Genomic DNA, 16,710 nt, shown 5'->3' with positions numbered 1-16,710 from the left:
CCATGAAGGAGCACAAGATCCTCGTCACAGGCACCGTGGGAGCGGGCAAGACGACCGCGATCGGTTGCGTGAGCGAAATCGAGCCGGTCGTGACCGACGTCTACAACTCCGACACGTCGATAGACAAGGCGCGCACCACCGTGGGCCTGGACTTCGGCCAGCTCACGCTGGACAACGGCGACCGCGTCCGCCTGTTCGGCACGCCCGGGCAGGCCCGCTTCGACTTTCTCTGGAAGATCCTCGCGAGGAACGCGCTGGGCCTGATCGTCCTGATGGACAACTCGCGGCCCAATCCGCTGTCCGATCTGTCCGTCTACCTGGACGGCTTTGCCGAAGCCTTGCGCACCCTGCCTTGCGTCGTCGGCGTGGGGCGCATGGAGGCCCACCCCGTGCCCAGCCTCGACGACTACGCGGAGTGCCTCGCGGCCACGGGCCGGGTGTTTCCGATCCTCGGCGTCGACGTGCGGAAAAGGGCCGACGTGGTCCTGCTGATCGACACGCTGCTGATGCAGCTCGAAGCCGACCTGCGAGGAGAGACGGAGTGAGCATTCGACATGGCCTATCGAGAACGGCAATCGCGCACGCGCAACGCGAGGTGCAGAAGCTGGTCGACGAGCTGATCGGCGTGACCGTCGCCGTGGTGTCCACAGCGGACGGCTTCGACGTCGCTTCCGCGGGCACCGGCGATGCGGACCCCGTCCGCGTGGCCGCGATGGCCAGCTCCATCGTGGCGATCGGCGGCGTGGTTTCCCAGGAGGGCGGGCTCGGCCGCCACAAGAGCGTGATGATCCTGACGGAATCGGGCTTCGCGATCTTCTGCAGCGTTCACCGGCGCGACGTGGAACTCGTCATCAACGTGCTGGCCCGCGACAGCGCGGTGCCGGCGCTCGTGGCCTACAGGGCGACCCAGCTCGGCAGGACCCTCGCCGAGGCATGAGAGCGGATCTTTCCCCGCGCGTGTTTGCGTGGCGCGCGGGCTTCATTTTTGGCACGCAGCAACCCCTCCAACAATCTGACAGGAGAAAAACTTGGCATCCATCAAGCAGACGCTCGACGACATCCTCACCATCGACGGCGCCATGTGCGCGGCCGTCGTCGACTCGGGCAGCGGCATGATCCTCGGCGCCGCGGGATCTGGCGTGGACATGGAGGTGGCCGCCGCCGGCAACACGGAAGTGGTGCGCGCCAAGCTCAAGACCATGCGCGCGCTGGGCCTGAGCGACGTGATCGAGGACGTGCTGATCACCCTCGGCAGGCAGTACCACATCATCCGCCCCTCGGCATCGAAGGAGGGCGTCTTCCTCTACGTCGTGCTCGACAAGCAGCGCGCCAACCTCGCCCTGGCACGCCGCAAGACGCAGGACGTGGACAAGGACATGGACTTCTGAGGACAGGAGAGGAGTCTGCGTCCTGCAGCCCGGCGCCATGCGCGGACCGGGCCCGGTCATCGGCAGAAAGAAAAGAATCCCCGTGCTCGACCTGAACGAAGTCGCGATGTTCGTGCAAGTTGCGCGTCTCGGCAGCTTCGCGGAAGCCGCGCGGCAGCTGCGCGTGCCGTCGGCGACCGTGAGCCGGCGCATCCGGCAGCTCGAAGCGCACCTGGGCACCCGGCTCCTGCAGCGCTCCACCCGCAAGCTGGCGCTGACCAGCGCGGGCCAGTCCTTCCAGGAGCGATGCGGCCCCGCCGTCGAGGCGTTGATCAGCGCCGGTCGGCTGCAGGTCGCGGGCGGCCAGGAGCCGAGCGGCCTGGTGCGGGTGGCGGCGCCGGCCAGCTTCTTCGAGTTCTTCAAGATGGAGTGGGTGGCCGACTTCCTGGCCGCGCATCCACGGGTGCGGCTCGACTTCGTTCTCAGCGATGTCGTGGTCGACCTCATCGCCGAGCGCATCGACGTCGCCTTCCGTGGCGGCCCCCTGCGCGATTCGAGCTTCGTGGCGCGCAGGATCTTCAACAGCTACGGCGGCCTTCTCGCCAGCCCGGCCTACCTGGCGGCGCGCGGCGCGCCCGCCAGCCTGCGGGAGCTCGCCGAGCACGACTGCGTGACGCAGCCGCCGGATGCCGGCAGGTTGTCCACCTGGCGCCTGCAGGGCCCCGACGGCGTGGAGGAGGACGTGCGGGTGAGAGGCCGCGTCATCAGCAACGTGCAGGGCGTGCTGCTGAAGGCGGCCTGTGCCGGCCTGGGCATTGCGGCGCTGCCCTCGATCCTCACGGTGTCCGAGGTGGCCTCCGGCATGCTGGTGCCGGTGTTGCCGCAGTACATGCGGGCGGGCCGCGGCCTGAGCGTCATCTACGCCAGCCGGCAGCATGTTCCGCACGCGGTGGCGGTCTTTGTCGAGATGGCGATGGAGAAGCTCGGCCAGCAGGACTGGGCGCCCGTCCCTGGCCCGGCGGCGTGATCGTGCCTGCGACTTGCCGGCGCGGCTCGCAACGCGGGAGCCGGTCAAGGCGAAGCGCGTGGCACTGCCGGTGCTCCCGGCCACAGCGCACGGCAGGCGGTACGAGGAGTATTTCGGCGTGCCGGTGAAACGCGGCCCGCATGCGGCCATCACCTTTGCCGCAGCCGACGCACTTCGCCCGTTCCTGCCGCTCAACGAGGGCATGTGGCGCGTCTTCGAACCCGACCTGCGCAGACGGCTCGGCGAACTCGACGCCACGGCAACCACCGCGGAGCGGGTGAAGGCGCTGCTGCTCGAATTGCTGCCGAGCAATGCGGCGACCGTCGACGTGGTCGCGGACCGCCTGGCCGTGAGCAAGCGCACGCTGCAGCGCCACCTGGAGGACGAGGGGGGGAAACTTCCGGATGCTGGTCAGCAGCACGCGCGAGAAACTGGTGCGCCGCTATCTGGCGAACACCTCCGTGTCGGGAGGAGAGATCGCCTTTCTGTTCGGGTTCGAAGACCCGAGTTCCTTCTACCGGACCTTCCAGGAATGGACGGGGCCGACGGCGGACACCGCGCGCCATGCCATGCGTCTGAACTGAGGGCGGGGAGTGACGGGGCGTCGACGGCGACGGAGACATCGCCTCGATGCCATCGATGACCCAGCTGGTGCTGCCTCACATGCGCTCGCAGCGCTCGGGAACCATCGTCAACATCACGTCGATGGGCGGCAAGATCCACACGCCGCTGGGCGCCTGGTACCACGGCACCAAGTTCGCGCTCGAGGCCATCAGCGACTGCCTGCGCATGGAAGTCCAGCCCTTCGGCGTCGACGTGGTGGTGATCGAGCCGGGCGGCATCAGGACCGAGTGGGCCGACACCGCCGCCGACAAGCTGCGCGACGTGTCGGGCAAGGGCGCATACGCGGGCCAGGCCAAGGCGATGGCACTGTCGATGGTCGGCGAGGCGAGCCGCAAGCGCCAGTCGCCCCCGCAGTTGATTGCCGACACCATTGCGAAGGCGGTGAGCGCCGGGCGGCCGAAGACACGCTATGCCGTCGGGTTCGGGCAGTTCCTGAAAGCGCCCGTCGGGCACCGCCGCAGCATCGCGCCACCGGAATGGATCGCTGCGATGTCGTGCTCGCTCGCATCCCCGATCCTTGCTCAGGACGCAGATGCGTCCAGAGCCAGCCGCAGACGCGTGACGTTCGGGTTGCCCGGATCGCGCTGCACCTTGAAGCCCAGCCTGCGTGCCAGCGCCAGCATGCCGGTGTTGTCGTAGAGCGTGATGTCGGCCAGCTGTTTCACGCCTGCCGCCGTGGCAGCCTCGATCAGCCTGCTCATGAGCTTGTGGGCGACGCCGCGGTGCTGCCATGCATCGGCGATGACGATGGCGAACTCGGCGACGTGCGCAGTCTCTGGCGTCTCGCCGCGCACGTAGCGCACCACGCCCATCTGCTGCTCGGCACCATCGACCACGGTGGTTGCGATGAGCGCGAGCTCGTGTTCGTAGTCGATGTGCGTCATGCGCCACAGCTCGTCGGGCTGCGGCGTTCGTGGCGACAGCAGGCGGCGATAGCCGGTTTCCTTCGAGAGGCCGTTCACGAAGGCCGTGTGCATCGCCAGGTCCCCGGCGCGGATCGGGCGGATGCGCACCGGCGTGCCGTCGCCCAGTTGCCAGTCCTCGACCAGGTGGCTGGGGTAGTCGAGGGCCGGCATGGCATCGCCCCGGTCGATCAGCCGATGACTTCGGGCCAGTCGGTGTGGAAGAACTGGCCTTCCGGCTTGTCGATGCGCTCGTAGGTGTGGGCGCCGAAGAAGTCGCGCTGCGCCTGCAGCAGGTTGGCCGGCAGGCGCTCGGTGCGGTAGCTGTCGTAGTAGGCCAGCGAGGCGCTGAAGGCCGGCACCGGAATGCCGTTGCCCACCGCCAGCGCCACCACTTCGCGCCAGTTCTGCTGCGTGCGGTTCAGCAGGTCCTTGAAGAACGGGTCGAGCATCAGGTTGCCCAGGGCCGGGTCGGTGCGGAAGGCGTCGGTGATGCGGTTCAGGAAGCGCGCGCGGATGATGCAGCCGCCGCGCCAGATGGAGGCGATGCCGCCCAGGTCGAGGCCCCAGCCCTTCTTGTCGCCCATGGTCTTGATGAGGTCGAAGCCCTGCGTGTAGCTGATGACCTTCGAGGCGTAGAGCGCGTCGTGCACCTTGGCCACCAGCGCCTTCTTCTCCACCGACAGTTCGATCTTCGGCCCCTGCAGCACCTTGCTGGCCGCCACGCGCGCCTTCTTCTGCGACGAGAGCACGCGCGCTTCCACGGCCGCGTTGATGGTGCTGATGACCACCGCGTTCTCGGCCGCGTTGATCAGCGTCCACTGGCCCGTGCCCTTCTGGCCGGCCTTGTCGAGGATGACGTCGACGATCGGCTTGCCGGTTTCCGGGTCTTTCTGCTCCAGCGCCTTGGCGGTGATCTGGATCAGGTAGCTCTGCAGCTCGCCGTCGTTCCAGTCGCTGAAGATGGCGGCCATCTCGTCGGTCGTGAAGCCGGCTGCCTTGAAGAGGCTGTAGGCCTCGCAGATGAGCTGCATGTCGCCGTACTCGATGCCGTTGTGCACCATCTTCACGTAGTGGCCCGCGCCGCCGGGGCCGATGTGGATGACACAGGGCTCGCCGTCCACCTTGGCCGAGATGCTCTCGAAGATCGGCTTCATCACCTCCCAGGTGGAAAGCGGCCCGCCCGGCATGATCGACGGGCCCTTGCGCGCGCCTTCCTCGCCCCCCGACACGCCCGCGCCGATGAAGCGCAGGCCTTTGCTGCTCAGGTAGGCGTCGCGGCGCTCGGTGTCGGTGTAGAGGCTGTTGCCGCCGTCGATGACGATGTCGTCCTTGTCGAGCAGCGGAATGAGTTGTTCGATCACCTGGTCGACCGGTGCGCCGGCCTTCACCATGATCTGGATCTTGCGAGGCTTCGCCAGGCTCTGCACGAACTCTTCAAGGGTCTTCGCGCCGACCAGCTTCTTGCCCGGGTTGGCGGCAATGAAGGCTTCGGTGGTGGCTTCGGTGCGGTTGTAGACGCTGACCTGGAAGCCGCGGCTTTCCACGTTCAGCACGAGGTTCTGGCCCATCACGGCCAGGCCGATCAGTCCGAAATCGCTTTTGTTGCTCATGGCCGGTCTTGCCCTTCCTTTGACATGTGCGTGCGCGGAGCGGCCCGCGCACTGGTTTGGTTCGAGGGCCATTTTGCCGGTGCCGGGCCTGCGGGAGCGTCGGAGGCGGTCTATACCCGATTGGCAAGAGGGCGTGGCTTGGGTATCTTGCTGCCTCCCACGTCGCGCCGGGCACGAAGGTCGATTCCATGAGCAATGCCGCCATCCACCGCTGGTCCACCGATGCCGTGCCTGCCGCGCAGCGGCTCGACTACTGGGTGGGCGCGGTCTGCGAGGGCTTCCTGGAGATGGACGTGACCAGTCCGGTGGCGGCCAGCTTCGGCGCCACCCTCGAATCGGCGCCGCTCGGCCCCATCGTCGTCAACCAGGTGCGCGGCAGCGCGCAGGACGTCTACCGCACGCGCCGCGCCATTGCCCACAGCCGCAACAACTATTTCTATCTGTTGTGCAAGACCGACTCGGCCTGGGTGGCCGTGCAGGACGGCCGCTCCGCACGGCTGCTGCCGGGCGATGCAGTGCTGGTCGATTCGCGCCGGCTCTACGAATTCCACCTGCTGCAATCGGCCGACACCATTTCGCTCGAACTGCCCACGGCCTGGGTCGACTCGTGGATTCCCGATGCCGGCGACCAGGTGGCGCGGCGCATCGACGGGCACGCGGGTTGGGGCGGCGTGCTGTGCGGCTTCGTGCGGCAGCTTTCGCCGGAGATGGCCGCAAAGCCGCCGATGCCCGCTGAACTGCTGGGCGATCAGCTCGGCGGCCTGCTGGCGCTGGCGACCGGACGAGGTCATCCGGACGCGGCGACGAGGGGAGCACGCGCCGCGCTGCGCCGCCGCGTGCTCGACGCCACGCGGGAGCGCCATGCCGAGCCCGGCCTCACGGCCGCGAGCGTGGCGCGCGTGCTCGGAATTTCGGAGCGCAGCCTGCACCGCTGCCTGGCCGGATGCGAAGGCGAGGGCGCGACCACCTTCGCCGGCGCACTGGCGGGCTTCCGCATGGCGGCGGCGCGCCGGATGCTGGGCGATGCACGATTCGACCGGCTCGGCATCGCCGAAATCGGGTATCGCGTCGGGCTGACCGATGCTTCACACTTCGTGCGCCAATGCCGCGCGCACCTGGGCGCCACACCCGGCGAACTGCGGCGCCGGCGCTGAACTGGCGCGAACCGGCCATCCGCGTGGCAGGCATCGGCCATTCGCGGCATCGCGTTATTCCTAAAGTCCCTCTCCATCGCAACAACGAAAGAGACACCCATGTCCGATACCTATGTTCTCGTTCACGGCGCGTGGCACACCGGTGCCGAGATCGAAGCCGTGGCCGACGGCCTGCGCGCGGCGGGCCACACCGTGTACTGCCCCACCCTGGCGGGCAACAACCCCGGCGACGACCGCGCCGTCACCGGCCTGGAGGACGCCATCGCCTCCGCCGTGCGCTACATCGAGGAAAAGAACCTCACGCAGGTCCGGCTCGTCGGCCACAGCTACGGCGGCATGGTGATCTCGGGCGTGGCCGACCGCATTGCGCACCGGCTGAAGCGGCTGGTCTACATCAATGCCTTCGTGCCGCTGGACGGCGAATCGCTCAACGACATGGTGCCGCCGCACTACGTGGCGATGTTCGATGCCGTGGCCGCCGCCAACGGCAATGCCGTGACGCTGCCTTTCGAGATCTGGCGCGATGCCTTCATCAACGACGCCGACTTCGCGACCGCGGAGGCCGCCTACGCGAAGCTCAACCCGCACCCGTACCGCACCTTCACCGACAAGATCAGCCTGAAGCAGCCGCTGGCAGCGCTGGCGCTGGGCAAGTCCTATCTCAACTGCCAGCAGGACATCGCGATGCCGCATGGCATGCCGTGGCATCCGCGCCTGTCGGAGCGGCTGGGCCTGTTCCGGCTGGTGGAGTGCCCGGGCAGCCACGAGATGTTCTTCTCGAACCCGAAGCGGCTCGCGCAGGCGATCATCGAGGCGGGGCGGGACTGAGGCTCTCGCGCCAGTTTCAGCTGCCGCCGAAGAGCGCGTCGTACACGCGGATCGATGCATGGGCGTCGTTCGCGGCGTAGCGGATCTGCGCCTCGGTGAGCTGCCTGTTGGCCCAGTTCGACGTGGTCGCCTTGCGCGACTTGATGAAGCGGCGGTTGAACACCAGCGCCACCGCCGCCTTCACGCCGACAGACTTGCGGTAGCCGCGACGGCGGAATTCGTCGTCGATGTCGAACACGGCCTGCGGCTCGATGCCCAGCCGCTTGCGGATCAGCGTGAGGTCGCCCGAGAGGCCGAAGCCGACCTTGCGCAGCCCGGTGGATGCGATCAGCGCAGCCACCACCGGGTTGCACTCGGTGCGGTGCAGCTGGAACAGCCAGGCCGTGTCGCGCGTGGAGAACTGCACCACGTGCGGGCCACCAGAAACTTCGTTCTTCGCGAAGGTGGGCTTGGATTCGGTGTCGAAGCCGGCGATGCCGGCCGCGAGCAGCGCGGCGGCGGCGCGCTCGGCTTCCTGCAGTGTCTGCACGATCACGATGTCCTTCAGGCCGAGGCCTTCGAAGGGATCGAGCAGCGCGATCTGTTCGCGCTCGGGAAGAGGCGGGAGCTTGGGATTCAGGCTCACCGGGAGGCTGCTTTCGTTGTCTTTGTTGTCTTTGTCTTCTTCACTGCGGTTTTCTTTGCTGTGGCTTTCTTTGCGGGAACCTTCTTCGGCTTCGGCGGCTGGCCGGACCGCAGCGCCGCCTCGTAGGCGAGGCGGCCCCACAGCGCGGCTTCCTGGCGGTCCTCGAAGAGATCGACAGGCGCGAGCCGGTACGACATCGGCATCGACTTGCCCTGGCGCGTATAGGTGAAGGGCGGAAGGTCCAGCCTGTCGAAGTGCGGGGCGCTTTCGGCATCGGACTTGAGGTAGAGCGTGTCGTTGGCGACCAGCGCGATCATGCGGCCCTCGTGCCAGACGCCGTGGCCGCCGAACATGCGCTTCGTCTCGATGCGGCCCAGGCGCTCGAAGACTTCATGCAGGCTTTGGACGAATACGCTCATCGGGTGGGGCTCGCTGCACTCGCGGTGGGCCGCACGGGCGTCGACGCCTGCGCGCCGACCACGGTGTTCCAGGCCTTCACCTGCCAGCCCGTGACGATGCCGTTGAGCACATACGGGTCCAGCTTCGCGAAGGCCGAGGGCACGTTGGGCGAGTCGGCTTCGAACAGCAGCAATGCACCGTCGGGCGGGTTGCCCGTGGCGCCGCCGAGCAGCAGTTCGCCGCGCTCGACGGCCTGCCAGGCAAGCGCCAGGTGCGCATCGCGGAACTCGCCGCGGCGTTCGAGGTAGTCGGGTGCAGTCTCGTAGATCAGCAGGTAGTGCATGAGTAGTTCCGGGCAGAAGTCACGCGAAGTGGTCAGGCGGTGATCTCGATGCGGTTGCCGTCCGGGTCGAGCACCACGCTCTCGTAGTAGCCGTCGCCGGTGCGGCGCGGGCCGTCGAGCAACGGGTAGCCGTCGGCCTTCAGGCGTCGGGTGAGCTCGTCCACCGCCGCGTCGGAGCCCACGCTGATCGCGAGGTGCGTCCAGCCCATGCGCTGCGCGCCGGCTTCGGCCACTACCGGCGAGAGCGTGCTCGTGGTCATGGCCTCGATGCGCGCGCCGTCGCCCAGGCTCAGGAAGCAGGAGGCGAAACCCTTGGCGGGGTTCACGTAGCCCGAGCCGGCGGTGGCGCCGAAGTAGTCGACATAGAAGCGCTTGCAGCGTTCGAGATCGGTGGTCCAGAGTGCGATGTGGTCGATGCGCATGGGGCAGCAGCGAAGGATGGAAGGTCGTTCATTCAGCCGACGCGCCACGGCGGGCGCGAGGGCGACCAATGGTAGGCGATGCGTTCGCGTCCGCTCGTGGGGTGACGGTCGGTCGCGCCGCGTTCGAGGCCATAGCGCTCGTAGAAGCGCTGCGCCGATGTGTTGCTGGCGGCCACGTGCAGCCGCCAGCCTGTGGGAATGCGCACGCAGGCTTCGTCGAGCAGCGCCTTGCCGAGGCCCTGGTTGCGCTGGTGCGGTTCGACGAAGAGCTGGGCCACGTATTCGCGCTGTGCCAGCAGCACCATGAACGCCAGCACCTGGCCTTCGCGCTCTGCCAGCACCACGTCGGCGGGCGGACCGAACTCGGTATGCACGCGGTGCAGCCAGTGGCCGATGGGCTCGACGTGCGGGACGTCCCGGTTGGCCGCGATCCATGCCCGGCGCCAGATGCCGGCCAGCACCATGTTCTCTTCGGCCCCGCCTTCGCGCGACCGCAGGTGGAAGGCGGGAATCTGGGCTGCGGACATGCGGCCCATGATACGGCGCGGGGCCGCCGTGGTCGATGAGGCCTTACACCCTCAGGCGCGCAGTGTCTGCGCGTGATGCGCGATGTGGTCCGCCATGAAGCTCTGGATGAAGTAGTAGCCGTGGTCGTAGCCGGCGTGGCGGCGCAGCGTGAGCGGCTGGCCGGCCGCGAAGCAGGCGGCCTCGAAGACCTCCGGGTGCAGCTGCTCGGCCAGGAATTTGTCGTCCAGCCCCTGGTCCACGAGGATGCCCTGCGGATAGGGCGCCGTGACCTGCGATTTCATGAGCGCGCTGGCGTCGTGCGCCAGCCATTGCGCGCGGTCGGCGCCGGGCAGGCCCAGGTAGCCGGAGAAAGCCTTCTCGCCCCATGGGCACTGCGTGGGCGCGCAGATCGGTGCGAAGGCCGAGAGCGACTTGAAGCGCCCCGGATGCCGCAGCGCCAGCGTGAGCGCGCCGTGGCCGCCCATCGAGTGGCCGAAGATGCCGATGCGTTCGCCGTCGATGGCGAAGTGCCTGGCCACCAGCGGCAGCAGCTCGTGCACGATCCAGCCTTCCATGCGCCAGTGCGTCGCCCAGGGCTCGGCCAGCGCGTCGAGGTAGAAGCCGGCGCCGATGCCGAAGTCCCAGTTGTCCTTGGCACCCGGAATGCCTTCGACCTCGGCGCCGCGCGGGCTGGTGTCGGGCGCGATCAGCGCAATGCCCAGGCTCGCGGCCATGCGCTGCGCGCCGGCCTTGATGGCGAAGGTTTCCTCGTTGCAGGTCAGGCCCGCGAGGTAGAGCAGGGCGGGCACGCGTTCGTGCGCAACCTGCGGCGGCAGGTAGATCGAGAAGCGCATCGGCAGGCCGATCTCAAGCGAACGGTGCTCGAGGAAGCGCTGCGTGCCGCCGAAGGCGCGGTGCTCGGAAAGAATCTTCGGAGTGTTGTCGGTCATTGCGGGGTTGTCTTGGCGCGCATTGCGGGCACGAGTTCGAGCACAGCGTCGGCAAAGACGCGCGGTGCTTCCTGCGGCAGGTTGTGGCCGGCGCCGGGCACGAGACGATGAGAGCGCGGACCGCCGAAGCGGTGTGCATGGGCGGATGCGTCGGCAGGCGGGCGCACGCCGTCGTCGATGCCATCGAAGGTGATGGCGGGCGCGGTGATCGTGGGCTGGGCCGCGAGGCGGCGTTCGATGTCGGCATAGGCCGGGTCACCCGGCACGAGGCCGAAGCGGTGGCGGTACGACTGGATCACCACGTCCACGAAGTCGGGGTGGTCGAAGGCGGCGGCGCTGCGCTCGAAGGTGGCGTCGTCGAACTTCCACGTGGGCGACCAGAGCTTCCACAGCAGCTTCGTGAACGCCTTGCGGTCCTTGTCGAGGCCGGCACGCCCGCGCTCGCTGTGGAAGTAGTACTGGTACCAGAGGCTGTGCTCGTTGGCCGGCGTATCGGGCTCCATCGCCTTCGCGATGTTCTGGATGTTGTAGCTGTTGAGGGACACCAGCCCCGCGCAGCGTTCGGGCCACAGCGCAGCGACCACGCAGGCGGCGCGGCCGCCCCAGTCGTAGCCGGCCAGCACGGCGCGGTCGATCCCCAGCGCGTCGAGCAGCGCGAGCAGGTCGGCGCCCAGCGCGGCCTGTTCGCCCGAGCGCGGTGTGGCATCGCTCAGGAAACGCGTGGCGCCGTAGCCGCGCAGGTACGGCACGATCGCGCGGCAGCCCGCGTCGGCCAGCATGGGCGCGACTTCGGCATACGTGTGGATGTCGTACGGGAAGCCGTGCATCAGCAGCACGGGCGGGCCGTCGGCGGGGCCGGTCTCGTAGTAGGCGATTTCGAGGACGCCCGCTTCGATCTTGCGCAGGGGTTCCATTCTTTCCATCACGAGGTCATCTCCAGAGAGTGAACCGATGTCTTTTCCAGAAACACCGCGGAACCGGCTTTGCCGGGCCGCAGGTGTTGCCCCCTGCAAGGGGGGGCGGCGAAGCGACACGAAGTGCGCGAAGCCTGGGGGTTAGTAGATCACCACGCCGCGGATGGATTCACCGCGCTTCATCAGGTCGAAGCCCTTGTTGATGTCTTCGAGCGGCATGGTGTGCGTGATCAGGCTGTCGATGTCGATCTTGCCTTCCATGTACCAGTCGACGATCTTCGGCACGTCGGTGCGACCGCGCGCGCCGCCGAAGGCCGAGCCTTCCCACTTGCGGCCCGTGACCAGCTGGAACGGCCGCGTGCTGATCTCTGCGCCCGCTTCCGCCACGCCGATGATGATGCTGCGCCCCCAGCCCTTGTGCGTGCACTCCAGCGCCTGGCGCATCACCTTCGTGTTGCCGATGCACTCGAAGCTGTAGTCCGCGCCGCCGTCGGTCAGCTGAACGATGGCGTCCACCACGTTCTCGGTGTCCTTGGGGTTGATGAAGTGCGTCATGCCGAACTTGCGGGCCATGGCCTCGCGCTCGGGGTTCAGGTCCACGCCGATGATCTTGTCCGCGCCCACCATCTTCGCGCCCTGGATCACGTTCAGGCCGATGCCGCCCAGGCCGAACACGACCACGTTGGCGCCGGCTTCGACCTTGGCCGTGAAGATCACAGCACCGATGCCGGTAGTGACGCCGCAGCCGATGTAGCAGACCTTGTCGAAAGGCGCATCCTCGCGGATCTTGGCGAGCGAGATTTCAGGGGCGACCGTGTAGTTGCTGAAGGTCGACGTGCCCATGTAGTGCGCGATGGGCTTGCCGTCGAGGCTGAAGCGGCTGGTGCCGTCGGGCATCTGGCCCTTGCCCTGCGTGCCGCGGATGAGCTGGCACAGGTTGGTCTTGCGGCTCAGGCAGAACTTGCACTGGCGGCATTCGGGCGTGTACAGCGGAATGACGTGGTCGCCTTTCTTGAGGGTGGTCACGCCGGGGCCGACGTCGACCACGATGCCCGCGCCTTCATGGCCGAGGATGGCGGGGAAGATGCCTTCGGGGTCGGCGCCCGAGAGGGTGTAGTAGTCGGTGTGGCAGATGCCGGTGGCCTTGATCTCGACGAGCACTTCGCCGAACTTCGGGCCTTCGAGGTCCACGGTTTCGATGGTGAGCGGGGCTCCGGATTTCCAGGCGACGGCGGCTTTGGTTTTCATGATGTTCGGTCTCGAAAGCGGGGGATGGGTGGGAATTCTCAGGCAGGGCCAGCGGGGAAGATACCCGACATGCCGATGAACCCGGGCAAGTGGCGGAAATCCCAGACCCAGTTTCGCAGCGCGGGAAACTCGTCGAGCGAAATGCCGCCTTCTCCTGCGAGCGCGACGTAGGGGAAGCAGGCGAGATCGGCAATGGTCGCTTCGGGCGACGACGCGAGCCACCGCAGGCCGTCGCCGGCCCGCTCGGCGAGATGGTCGTTGAGCACGCGGAACACGGCGCGCGCGCCGCTGCGGCAGGCTTCGATGTCGAGGTGGTGATAGCCGAGCGCATCGTGCAGCCGGGCGGCGGAGGCGGTGCGGGTGATCTCGTCGGCGGTGGCGAGCCACTGCGCGACTTCGCCGCGCAGCTTCGCGTCGGCGGGATACCAGCGGCTTTCAGTGTCGTAGCGGCTCGCGAGGTAGACCAGGATGGCCTGCGCGTCGCGCAGCACGAAGCTGTCGTCGTCGATCACCGGCAACTGGCCCAGCGGGTTGACGTTCGCGAGGAACGCAGCCGACTTGTGCTCGCGGCCGGGAAAGAAATCGACCGGCACTGTCCGGTACGGCACGCCCAGCCAGGCCAGCATCTGCCGCACCTTGAAGCAGTTGCCCGACAGCGGGTAGTCGTAGAGCTTCAGCGTCGTCATGCGGCAGCCCTCACGCCGAAGCGCATGCCGCGCTCGCGCAGCCATCGCCGGTAGGTGACGGAGGAGGTGTCGCCGCGTGTAGGCGTTTCGGCGCGGCCTTCGAGAGGCATGCGCTTGAAGGCGTGGTTCTCCAGGATCGGTTTGTCCTGCCCGAAGATGGTGTGCTGGAAGGCGATGAGTTCGGCATCGGTGGAGTCGTCGTCGTAGCAGGCGAGCAGCGTGTGGGCGATGACGTGCTCGTCGTCGACCGGCTGCAGGAAGATGCCGATCGCGTCGAGTTCGCCTGCGCGAAAGCTCGACTTGTAGAGCATGGCCGAGAAAGGCTGCATCACGCGGTACTTGTAGAGCACCTCGCTGCCCGAGGCGTCGTGGGCAGCGGAGGCGCGCGGCTGCCAGAAGCGGCAGTCGGTGGCCCAGATCTCGCCGGTCGTGGGCTCCACCTGCACCTGGTACTGCGCCACCTCGGTGTGCGGCACCTTGCCGAGGTAGTCGGCATGCACGAAGGGAAAGTGCGCCATGTCGAGGAAGTTCTCGATCACGCGCAGGCCCGACACCGCGACGCCGATGCCGCCGCAGTCGACGAGGCGGCGGCCGGGTTCGGCGTACTCGGGAAATTCGAACAGGGGGCGGGCGGGGTGGCCGCTAGGGCAGACCCAGAGATAGCCGTAGCGCGGCTGTGCGGCGAGCGGCTGGTCGCCGAGGTGGCAGCTGGGCGTGCCGTCCGCGCCGGTCGACAGCCGTACCGTTTCGCCGAGCAGGCGGGTGGTGCGCGAGGCCGATGGCGCCGGGGCGGGGCCGACGACCAGCCAGTCGTCGAGCATGTTGGGATCGTCGGTGATGAAAGGCATGAGCGTTTCTTTCAGCCTTGAGGCCGTGCTTCGATGTCGGTGCGCAACTGGCGGGCGGCCGCGTGCAGCTTCTTCATCTCGGCCGAGCCGGGGGCTGCGCTGGTCCACAGGTAGATAAAGGAAAGCAGGGGTTGCGCGTCGAGGACAAGCGCTGCGGTTTCCACGCCGTCGAGCGGGCCGCGCCAGGCGGGCGAGGCTTCATCGGCGCTCAGGCCGTGCCGTGCCATTGTTTCGCGCACCATGGCGGCAGGAACGCGAACCGTCAGCGTGCGGCAGAAGTGCCACCCGGCGGGAACGGCATTGCCCAAGCCATCGGGTACGGGAAGCGCATCGGGCGACAGACGGACCCAAAGCATCCCCGCCGCCTCCGCCGTGCCGAAGGTCTTCGCGCAGACGTTGCGCGGCGCCTGCATTGCAGGATGCGCCGGGATGCTGGCGCACTGCCCGCTGCCTGCCTCGTACTGCCAGCCGTGGTACGCGCAAGCCAGGCGGTTGTCGATCACCTGGCCCAGCGTGAAGCGCACGCTGCGGTGGGGGCAGCGGTTTTCCCAGGCCTGGGCCGTGCCGTCGGCTGCGCGCCAGAGCGCGAGTTCCTGGCCCTCGGCGAAGCCAGCGACGATGTTGGCGCCCGGGCGCAGGTCGGCCGAGCGGGCGACGGGGTGCCACCGGACTGTGTTTTCTGGAGTGTTCATGGATCGTGGGGAAAGCGCCGAAAGGGCGGCTGTTCGCCGGTGATACCGTACCGCTTCCACCGCACCGATGAAAGTCACATGAAGAGACGCTGCTTTTCATTCCTGCAACGCTGGGCCGCATGAGCAGGATCGATCTCGCGCTGGTCGAGGCCTTCGTGCTGATCGCCAGGAGCGGCAGCCTCACGAAGGCCGAGAGCCTCTCGGGCGTGTCCAAGGCGACCCTGAGCCGCCAGCTCGCGCGGCTGGAGGAGTTGCTTGGCGCGCAACTGCTGATGCGCAACCCGCGCAGCATCTCGCTCACCGAGGCCGGTCGCGCTTTCCTCGCGCGTGGCGAAGGGCTGCTCGATGAGGTGAAGGGGCGGCTCGAAGAAGCGAGCACCGAGGTTCATGCGCTGACGACGGGCGTCTCCGGCCGGCTCTCGCTGCTGTCGGACACGCAGTTCAGCACTTCCTTCGTCTGCCACGTGGTCAAGCTGTTCCTGGAGGTCCATCCGGACGTGCGCTGCCAGCTCGACGTGGCGAACGGCCTTCATGCGCCCCGGATCGACGACGTCGACTGCTACGTGTGCTCCGAGCCGCCCGATGCGCCGAACCTCGTGGGGCGGCTGCTGGGGCGGCTGAACTACGGGCTGTATGCGAGCCCGCAGTACCTGGCGCGGCACGGCACGCCGTCGTTGCCGGAGGAACTGGCCGCGCACCAGTCCATCGTGATGAAGGAGCCCGCCGAGCGCTCGCAGGTGCTGCTGGTGTCGGGCACGGCCAGCTTCGCCTTCCGCCCCGAGCCCGCATTCGAGACCAACGACCACTGGGTGATGAAGACCTTCTGCATCGACGGCCTGGGCATCGCGCTGCTGCCGGCCTTCTTCGTGCGGCCCGAGCTGGAGCAGGGCGTGCTGGTGCCGGTGCTGCCGCAGTGGCAGCCGGAGCCGCGGCGCATCTACTGCGCCTACCAGCGGCAGCGCTACATGGGCCAGAAGCTGCGCTCCTTCGTCGACCTGATGGCGCGCTGCGTGGTCGACATCGATTCGTACAACTACTACGTCGGATCGTCCACGGCGCGGCGTCGCAGGACGGCCGCCAGAACATAATCGGCAACCGCCAGATTCCCCTCAAGCATCATGAAGAAAATCCTCGTCCTCAACGGCCCCAACCTCAACCTGCTCGGCACGCGCGAGCCCGAACAGTACGGACGCGACACGCTGGCCGACGTCGAGCGGATGTGCAAGGAAACCGGCGCGAAGCTGGGTGTGGAGATCGAATGCCGCCAGTCGAACCACGAAGGCGTGCTGATCGACTGGATCCAGGAGGCCGGCCGCGAAGTGGCGGCGGGCAACATGATCGGCGTGGTGATGAACCCGGGCGCCTACACCCACACCTCGATCGCGCTGCACGACGCCATCAAGGGCGCGAGCGTGCCGCTGATCGAGCTGCACATCTCGAACGTGCATGCGCGGGAAGAATTCCGCCACCACTCGTACATCTCGCCAGCGGCGAAGGGCATCATCGTGGGGCTCGGCGTGAAGGGCTACGTGCTGGCCATCACGGCGCTGGCGACCTGACC

The 16,710-nt window shown here is 67.8% G+C and carries 23 protein-coding genes; 10 read left to right on the top strand and 13 right to left on the bottom strand.

What is annotated here, in order from left to right; translation table 11 throughout:
* Positions 1-2 precede the first annotated feature (2 nt).
* The 6 genes from EJO71_RS26925 (at position 3) to EJO71_RS34845 (ending at position 3,657) form a co-directional block, all read left to right on the top strand.
* The gene (locus tag EJO71_RS26925; protein WP_125951715.1) at positions 3-545 is read left to right on the top strand and encodes an ATP/GTP-binding protein; all 543 of its coding nucleotides are present in this window, start codon (positions 3-5) and stop codon (positions 543-545) included.
* Positions 542-937 (top strand): roadblock/LC7 domain-containing protein, encoded by a 396-nt coding sequence (locus EJO71_RS26920; RefSeq protein ID WP_125951714.1) that lies wholly within the window; start codon positions 542-544, stop codon positions 935-937. The genes EJO71_RS26925 and EJO71_RS26920 overlap by 4 nt, the downstream gene beginning before the upstream one ends.
* Before the next feature lie 91 nt (positions 938-1,028).
* Positions 1,029-1,388, top strand: a complete 360-nt coding sequence (locus EJO71_RS26915; protein WP_125951713.1) for a hypothetical protein — start codon at positions 1,029-1,031, stop codon at positions 1,386-1,388.
* A gap of 82 nt (positions 1,389-1,470) precedes the next feature.
* Positions 1,471-2,394 (top strand): LysR family transcriptional regulator, encoded by a 924-nt coding sequence (locus EJO71_RS26910; RefSeq protein ID WP_125951712.1) that lies wholly within the window; start codon positions 1,471-1,473, stop codon positions 2,392-2,394.
* 404 nt (positions 2,395-2,798) lie between these two features.
* The gene (locus EJO71_RS34625) at positions 2,799-2,978 is read left to right on the top strand and encodes a helix-turn-helix domain-containing protein (RefSeq protein WP_206169053.1); all 180 of its coding nucleotides are present in this window, start codon (positions 2,799-2,801) and stop codon (positions 2,976-2,978) included.
* Between the two features lie 46 nt (positions 2,979-3,024).
* Complete coding sequence (locus tag EJO71_RS34845) at positions 3,025-3,657, top strand: SDR family NAD(P)-dependent oxidoreductase (RefSeq protein ID WP_240651527.1); 633 nt, start codon at positions 3,025-3,027, stop codon at positions 3,655-3,657.
* On the opposite strand, the gene EJO71_RS26895 is transcribed toward EJO71_RS34845, so the two are convergent.
* The gene (locus EJO71_RS26895) at positions 3,540-4,094 is read right to left on the bottom strand and encodes a GNAT family N-acetyltransferase (RefSeq protein ID WP_125951711.1); all 555 of its coding nucleotides are present in this window, start codon (positions 4,092-4,094) and stop codon (positions 3,540-3,542) included. The genes EJO71_RS34845 and EJO71_RS26895 overlap by 118 nt on opposite strands.
* Before the next feature lie 17 nt (positions 4,095-4,111).
* Positions 4,112-5,533 (bottom strand): decarboxylating NADP(+)-dependent phosphogluconate dehydrogenase, encoded by a 1,422-nt coding sequence (gene gnd / locus EJO71_RS26890; protein ID WP_125951710.1) that lies wholly within the window; start codon positions 5,531-5,533, stop codon positions 4,112-4,114.
* 188 nt (positions 5,534-5,721) lie between these two features.
* On the opposite strand from gnd, the gene EJO71_RS26885 reads away from it, so the two are divergent.
* Both EJO71_RS26885 and EJO71_RS26880 read left to right on the top strand, forming a co-directional pair.
* The gene (locus EJO71_RS26885) at positions 5,722-6,687 is read left to right on the top strand and encodes a helix-turn-helix domain-containing protein (protein ID WP_125951709.1); all 966 of its coding nucleotides are present in this window, start codon (positions 5,722-5,724) and stop codon (positions 6,685-6,687) included.
* Positions 6,688-6,786: 99 nt separating this feature from the next.
* Positions 6,787-7,515: an alpha/beta hydrolase gene (locus tag EJO71_RS26880; protein WP_125951708.1), complete on the top strand. Its 729-nt coding sequence runs from the start codon at positions 6,787-6,789 to the stop codon at positions 7,513-7,515.
* Positions 7,516-7,531: 16 nt separating this feature from the next.
* On the opposite strand, the gene EJO71_RS26875 is transcribed toward EJO71_RS26880, so the two are convergent.
* From EJO71_RS26875 to EJO71_RS26825, 11 genes are all read right to left on the bottom strand, one after another.
* Positions 7,532-8,140 carry a 3'-5' exonuclease gene (locus tag EJO71_RS26875; RefSeq protein WP_125951707.1) on the bottom strand — a complete coding sequence of 203 codons (609 nt, stop codon included), beginning with the start codon at positions 8,138-8,140 and terminating at the stop codon, positions 7,532-7,534.
* Entirely contained in the window at positions 8,137-8,559 is a 423-nt protein-coding gene (locus EJO71_RS26870) for a TfoX/Sxy family protein (protein WP_125951706.1), read from the bottom strand. The genes EJO71_RS26875 and EJO71_RS26870 overlap by 4 nt, the downstream gene beginning before the upstream one ends.
* The gene (locus EJO71_RS26865; protein ID WP_125951705.1) at positions 8,556-8,882 is read right to left on the bottom strand and encodes a YciI-like protein; all 327 of its coding nucleotides are present in this window, start codon (positions 8,880-8,882) and stop codon (positions 8,556-8,558) included. Before EJO71_RS26865 ends, EJO71_RS26870 begins: the two co-directional genes overlap by 4 nt.
* A gap of 32 nt (positions 8,883-8,914) precedes the next feature.
* Complete coding sequence (locus EJO71_RS26860) at positions 8,915-9,304, bottom strand: VOC family protein (protein WP_125951704.1); 390 nt, start codon at positions 9,302-9,304, stop codon at positions 8,915-8,917.
* A gap of 32 nt (positions 9,305-9,336) precedes the next feature.
* On the bottom strand, positions 9,337-9,831 hold the full coding sequence (locus tag EJO71_RS26855; protein WP_240651526.1) for an N-acetyltransferase: 495 nt from the start codon (positions 9,829-9,831) through the stop codon (positions 9,337-9,339).
* Between the two features lie 51 nt (positions 9,832-9,882).
* A complete protein-coding gene (gene fghA / locus EJO71_RS26850) occupies positions 9,883-10,761 on the bottom strand; it encodes an S-formylglutathione hydrolase (RefSeq protein ID WP_125951702.1) in 879 nt (292 codons plus the stop codon).
* On the bottom strand, positions 10,758-11,684 hold the full coding sequence (locus tag EJO71_RS26845; RefSeq protein ID WP_125951701.1) for an alpha/beta hydrolase: 927 nt from the start codon (positions 11,682-11,684) through the stop codon (positions 10,758-10,760). Before EJO71_RS26845 ends, fghA begins: the two co-directional genes overlap by 4 nt.
* Before the next feature lie 132 nt (positions 11,685-11,816).
* Positions 11,817-12,923, bottom strand: a complete 1,107-nt coding sequence (locus EJO71_RS26840) for an S-(hydroxymethyl)glutathione dehydrogenase/class III alcohol dehydrogenase (protein WP_125951700.1) — start codon at positions 12,921-12,923, stop codon at positions 11,817-11,819.
* Positions 12,924-12,961: 38 nt separating this feature from the next.
* A complete protein-coding gene (locus EJO71_RS26835; RefSeq protein ID WP_125951699.1) occupies positions 12,962-13,609 on the bottom strand; it encodes a glutathione S-transferase in 648 nt (215 codons plus the stop codon).
* A complete protein-coding gene (locus tag EJO71_RS26830; RefSeq protein WP_125951698.1) occupies positions 13,606-14,457 on the bottom strand; it encodes an aromatic ring-hydroxylating dioxygenase subunit alpha in 852 nt (283 codons plus the stop codon). Before EJO71_RS26830 ends, EJO71_RS26835 begins: the two co-directional genes overlap by 4 nt.
* 11 nt (positions 14,458-14,468) lie before the next feature.
* Positions 14,469-15,149: a Rieske (2Fe-2S) protein gene (locus EJO71_RS26825; RefSeq protein ID WP_125951697.1), complete on the bottom strand. Its 681-nt coding sequence runs from the start codon at positions 15,147-15,149 to the stop codon at positions 14,469-14,471.
* 119 nt (positions 15,150-15,268) lie between these two features.
* Between EJO71_RS26825 and EJO71_RS26820 the strand changes: the two genes are divergently transcribed.
* The gene (locus tag EJO71_RS26820; protein ID WP_125951696.1) at positions 15,269-16,237 is read left to right on the top strand and encodes a LysR family transcriptional regulator; all 969 of its coding nucleotides are present in this window, start codon (positions 15,269-15,271) and stop codon (positions 16,235-16,237) included.
* A 30-nt stretch (positions 16,238-16,267) separates the two neighbouring features.
* Entirely contained in the window at positions 16,268-16,708 is a 441-nt protein-coding gene (gene aroQ / locus EJO71_RS26815; RefSeq protein WP_125951695.1) for a type II 3-dehydroquinate dehydratase, read from the top strand.
* Positions 16,709-16,710 lie beyond the last annotated feature (2 nt).

Origin of the sequence: Variovorax sp. 679 (genome assembly GCF_003952185.1) — a bacterium.
Lineage (GTDB): Bacteria > Pseudomonadota > Gammaproteobacteria > Burkholderiales > Burkholderiaceae_C > Variovorax.
This window is presented reverse-complemented; position numbering and strand designations above follow the sequence as displayed.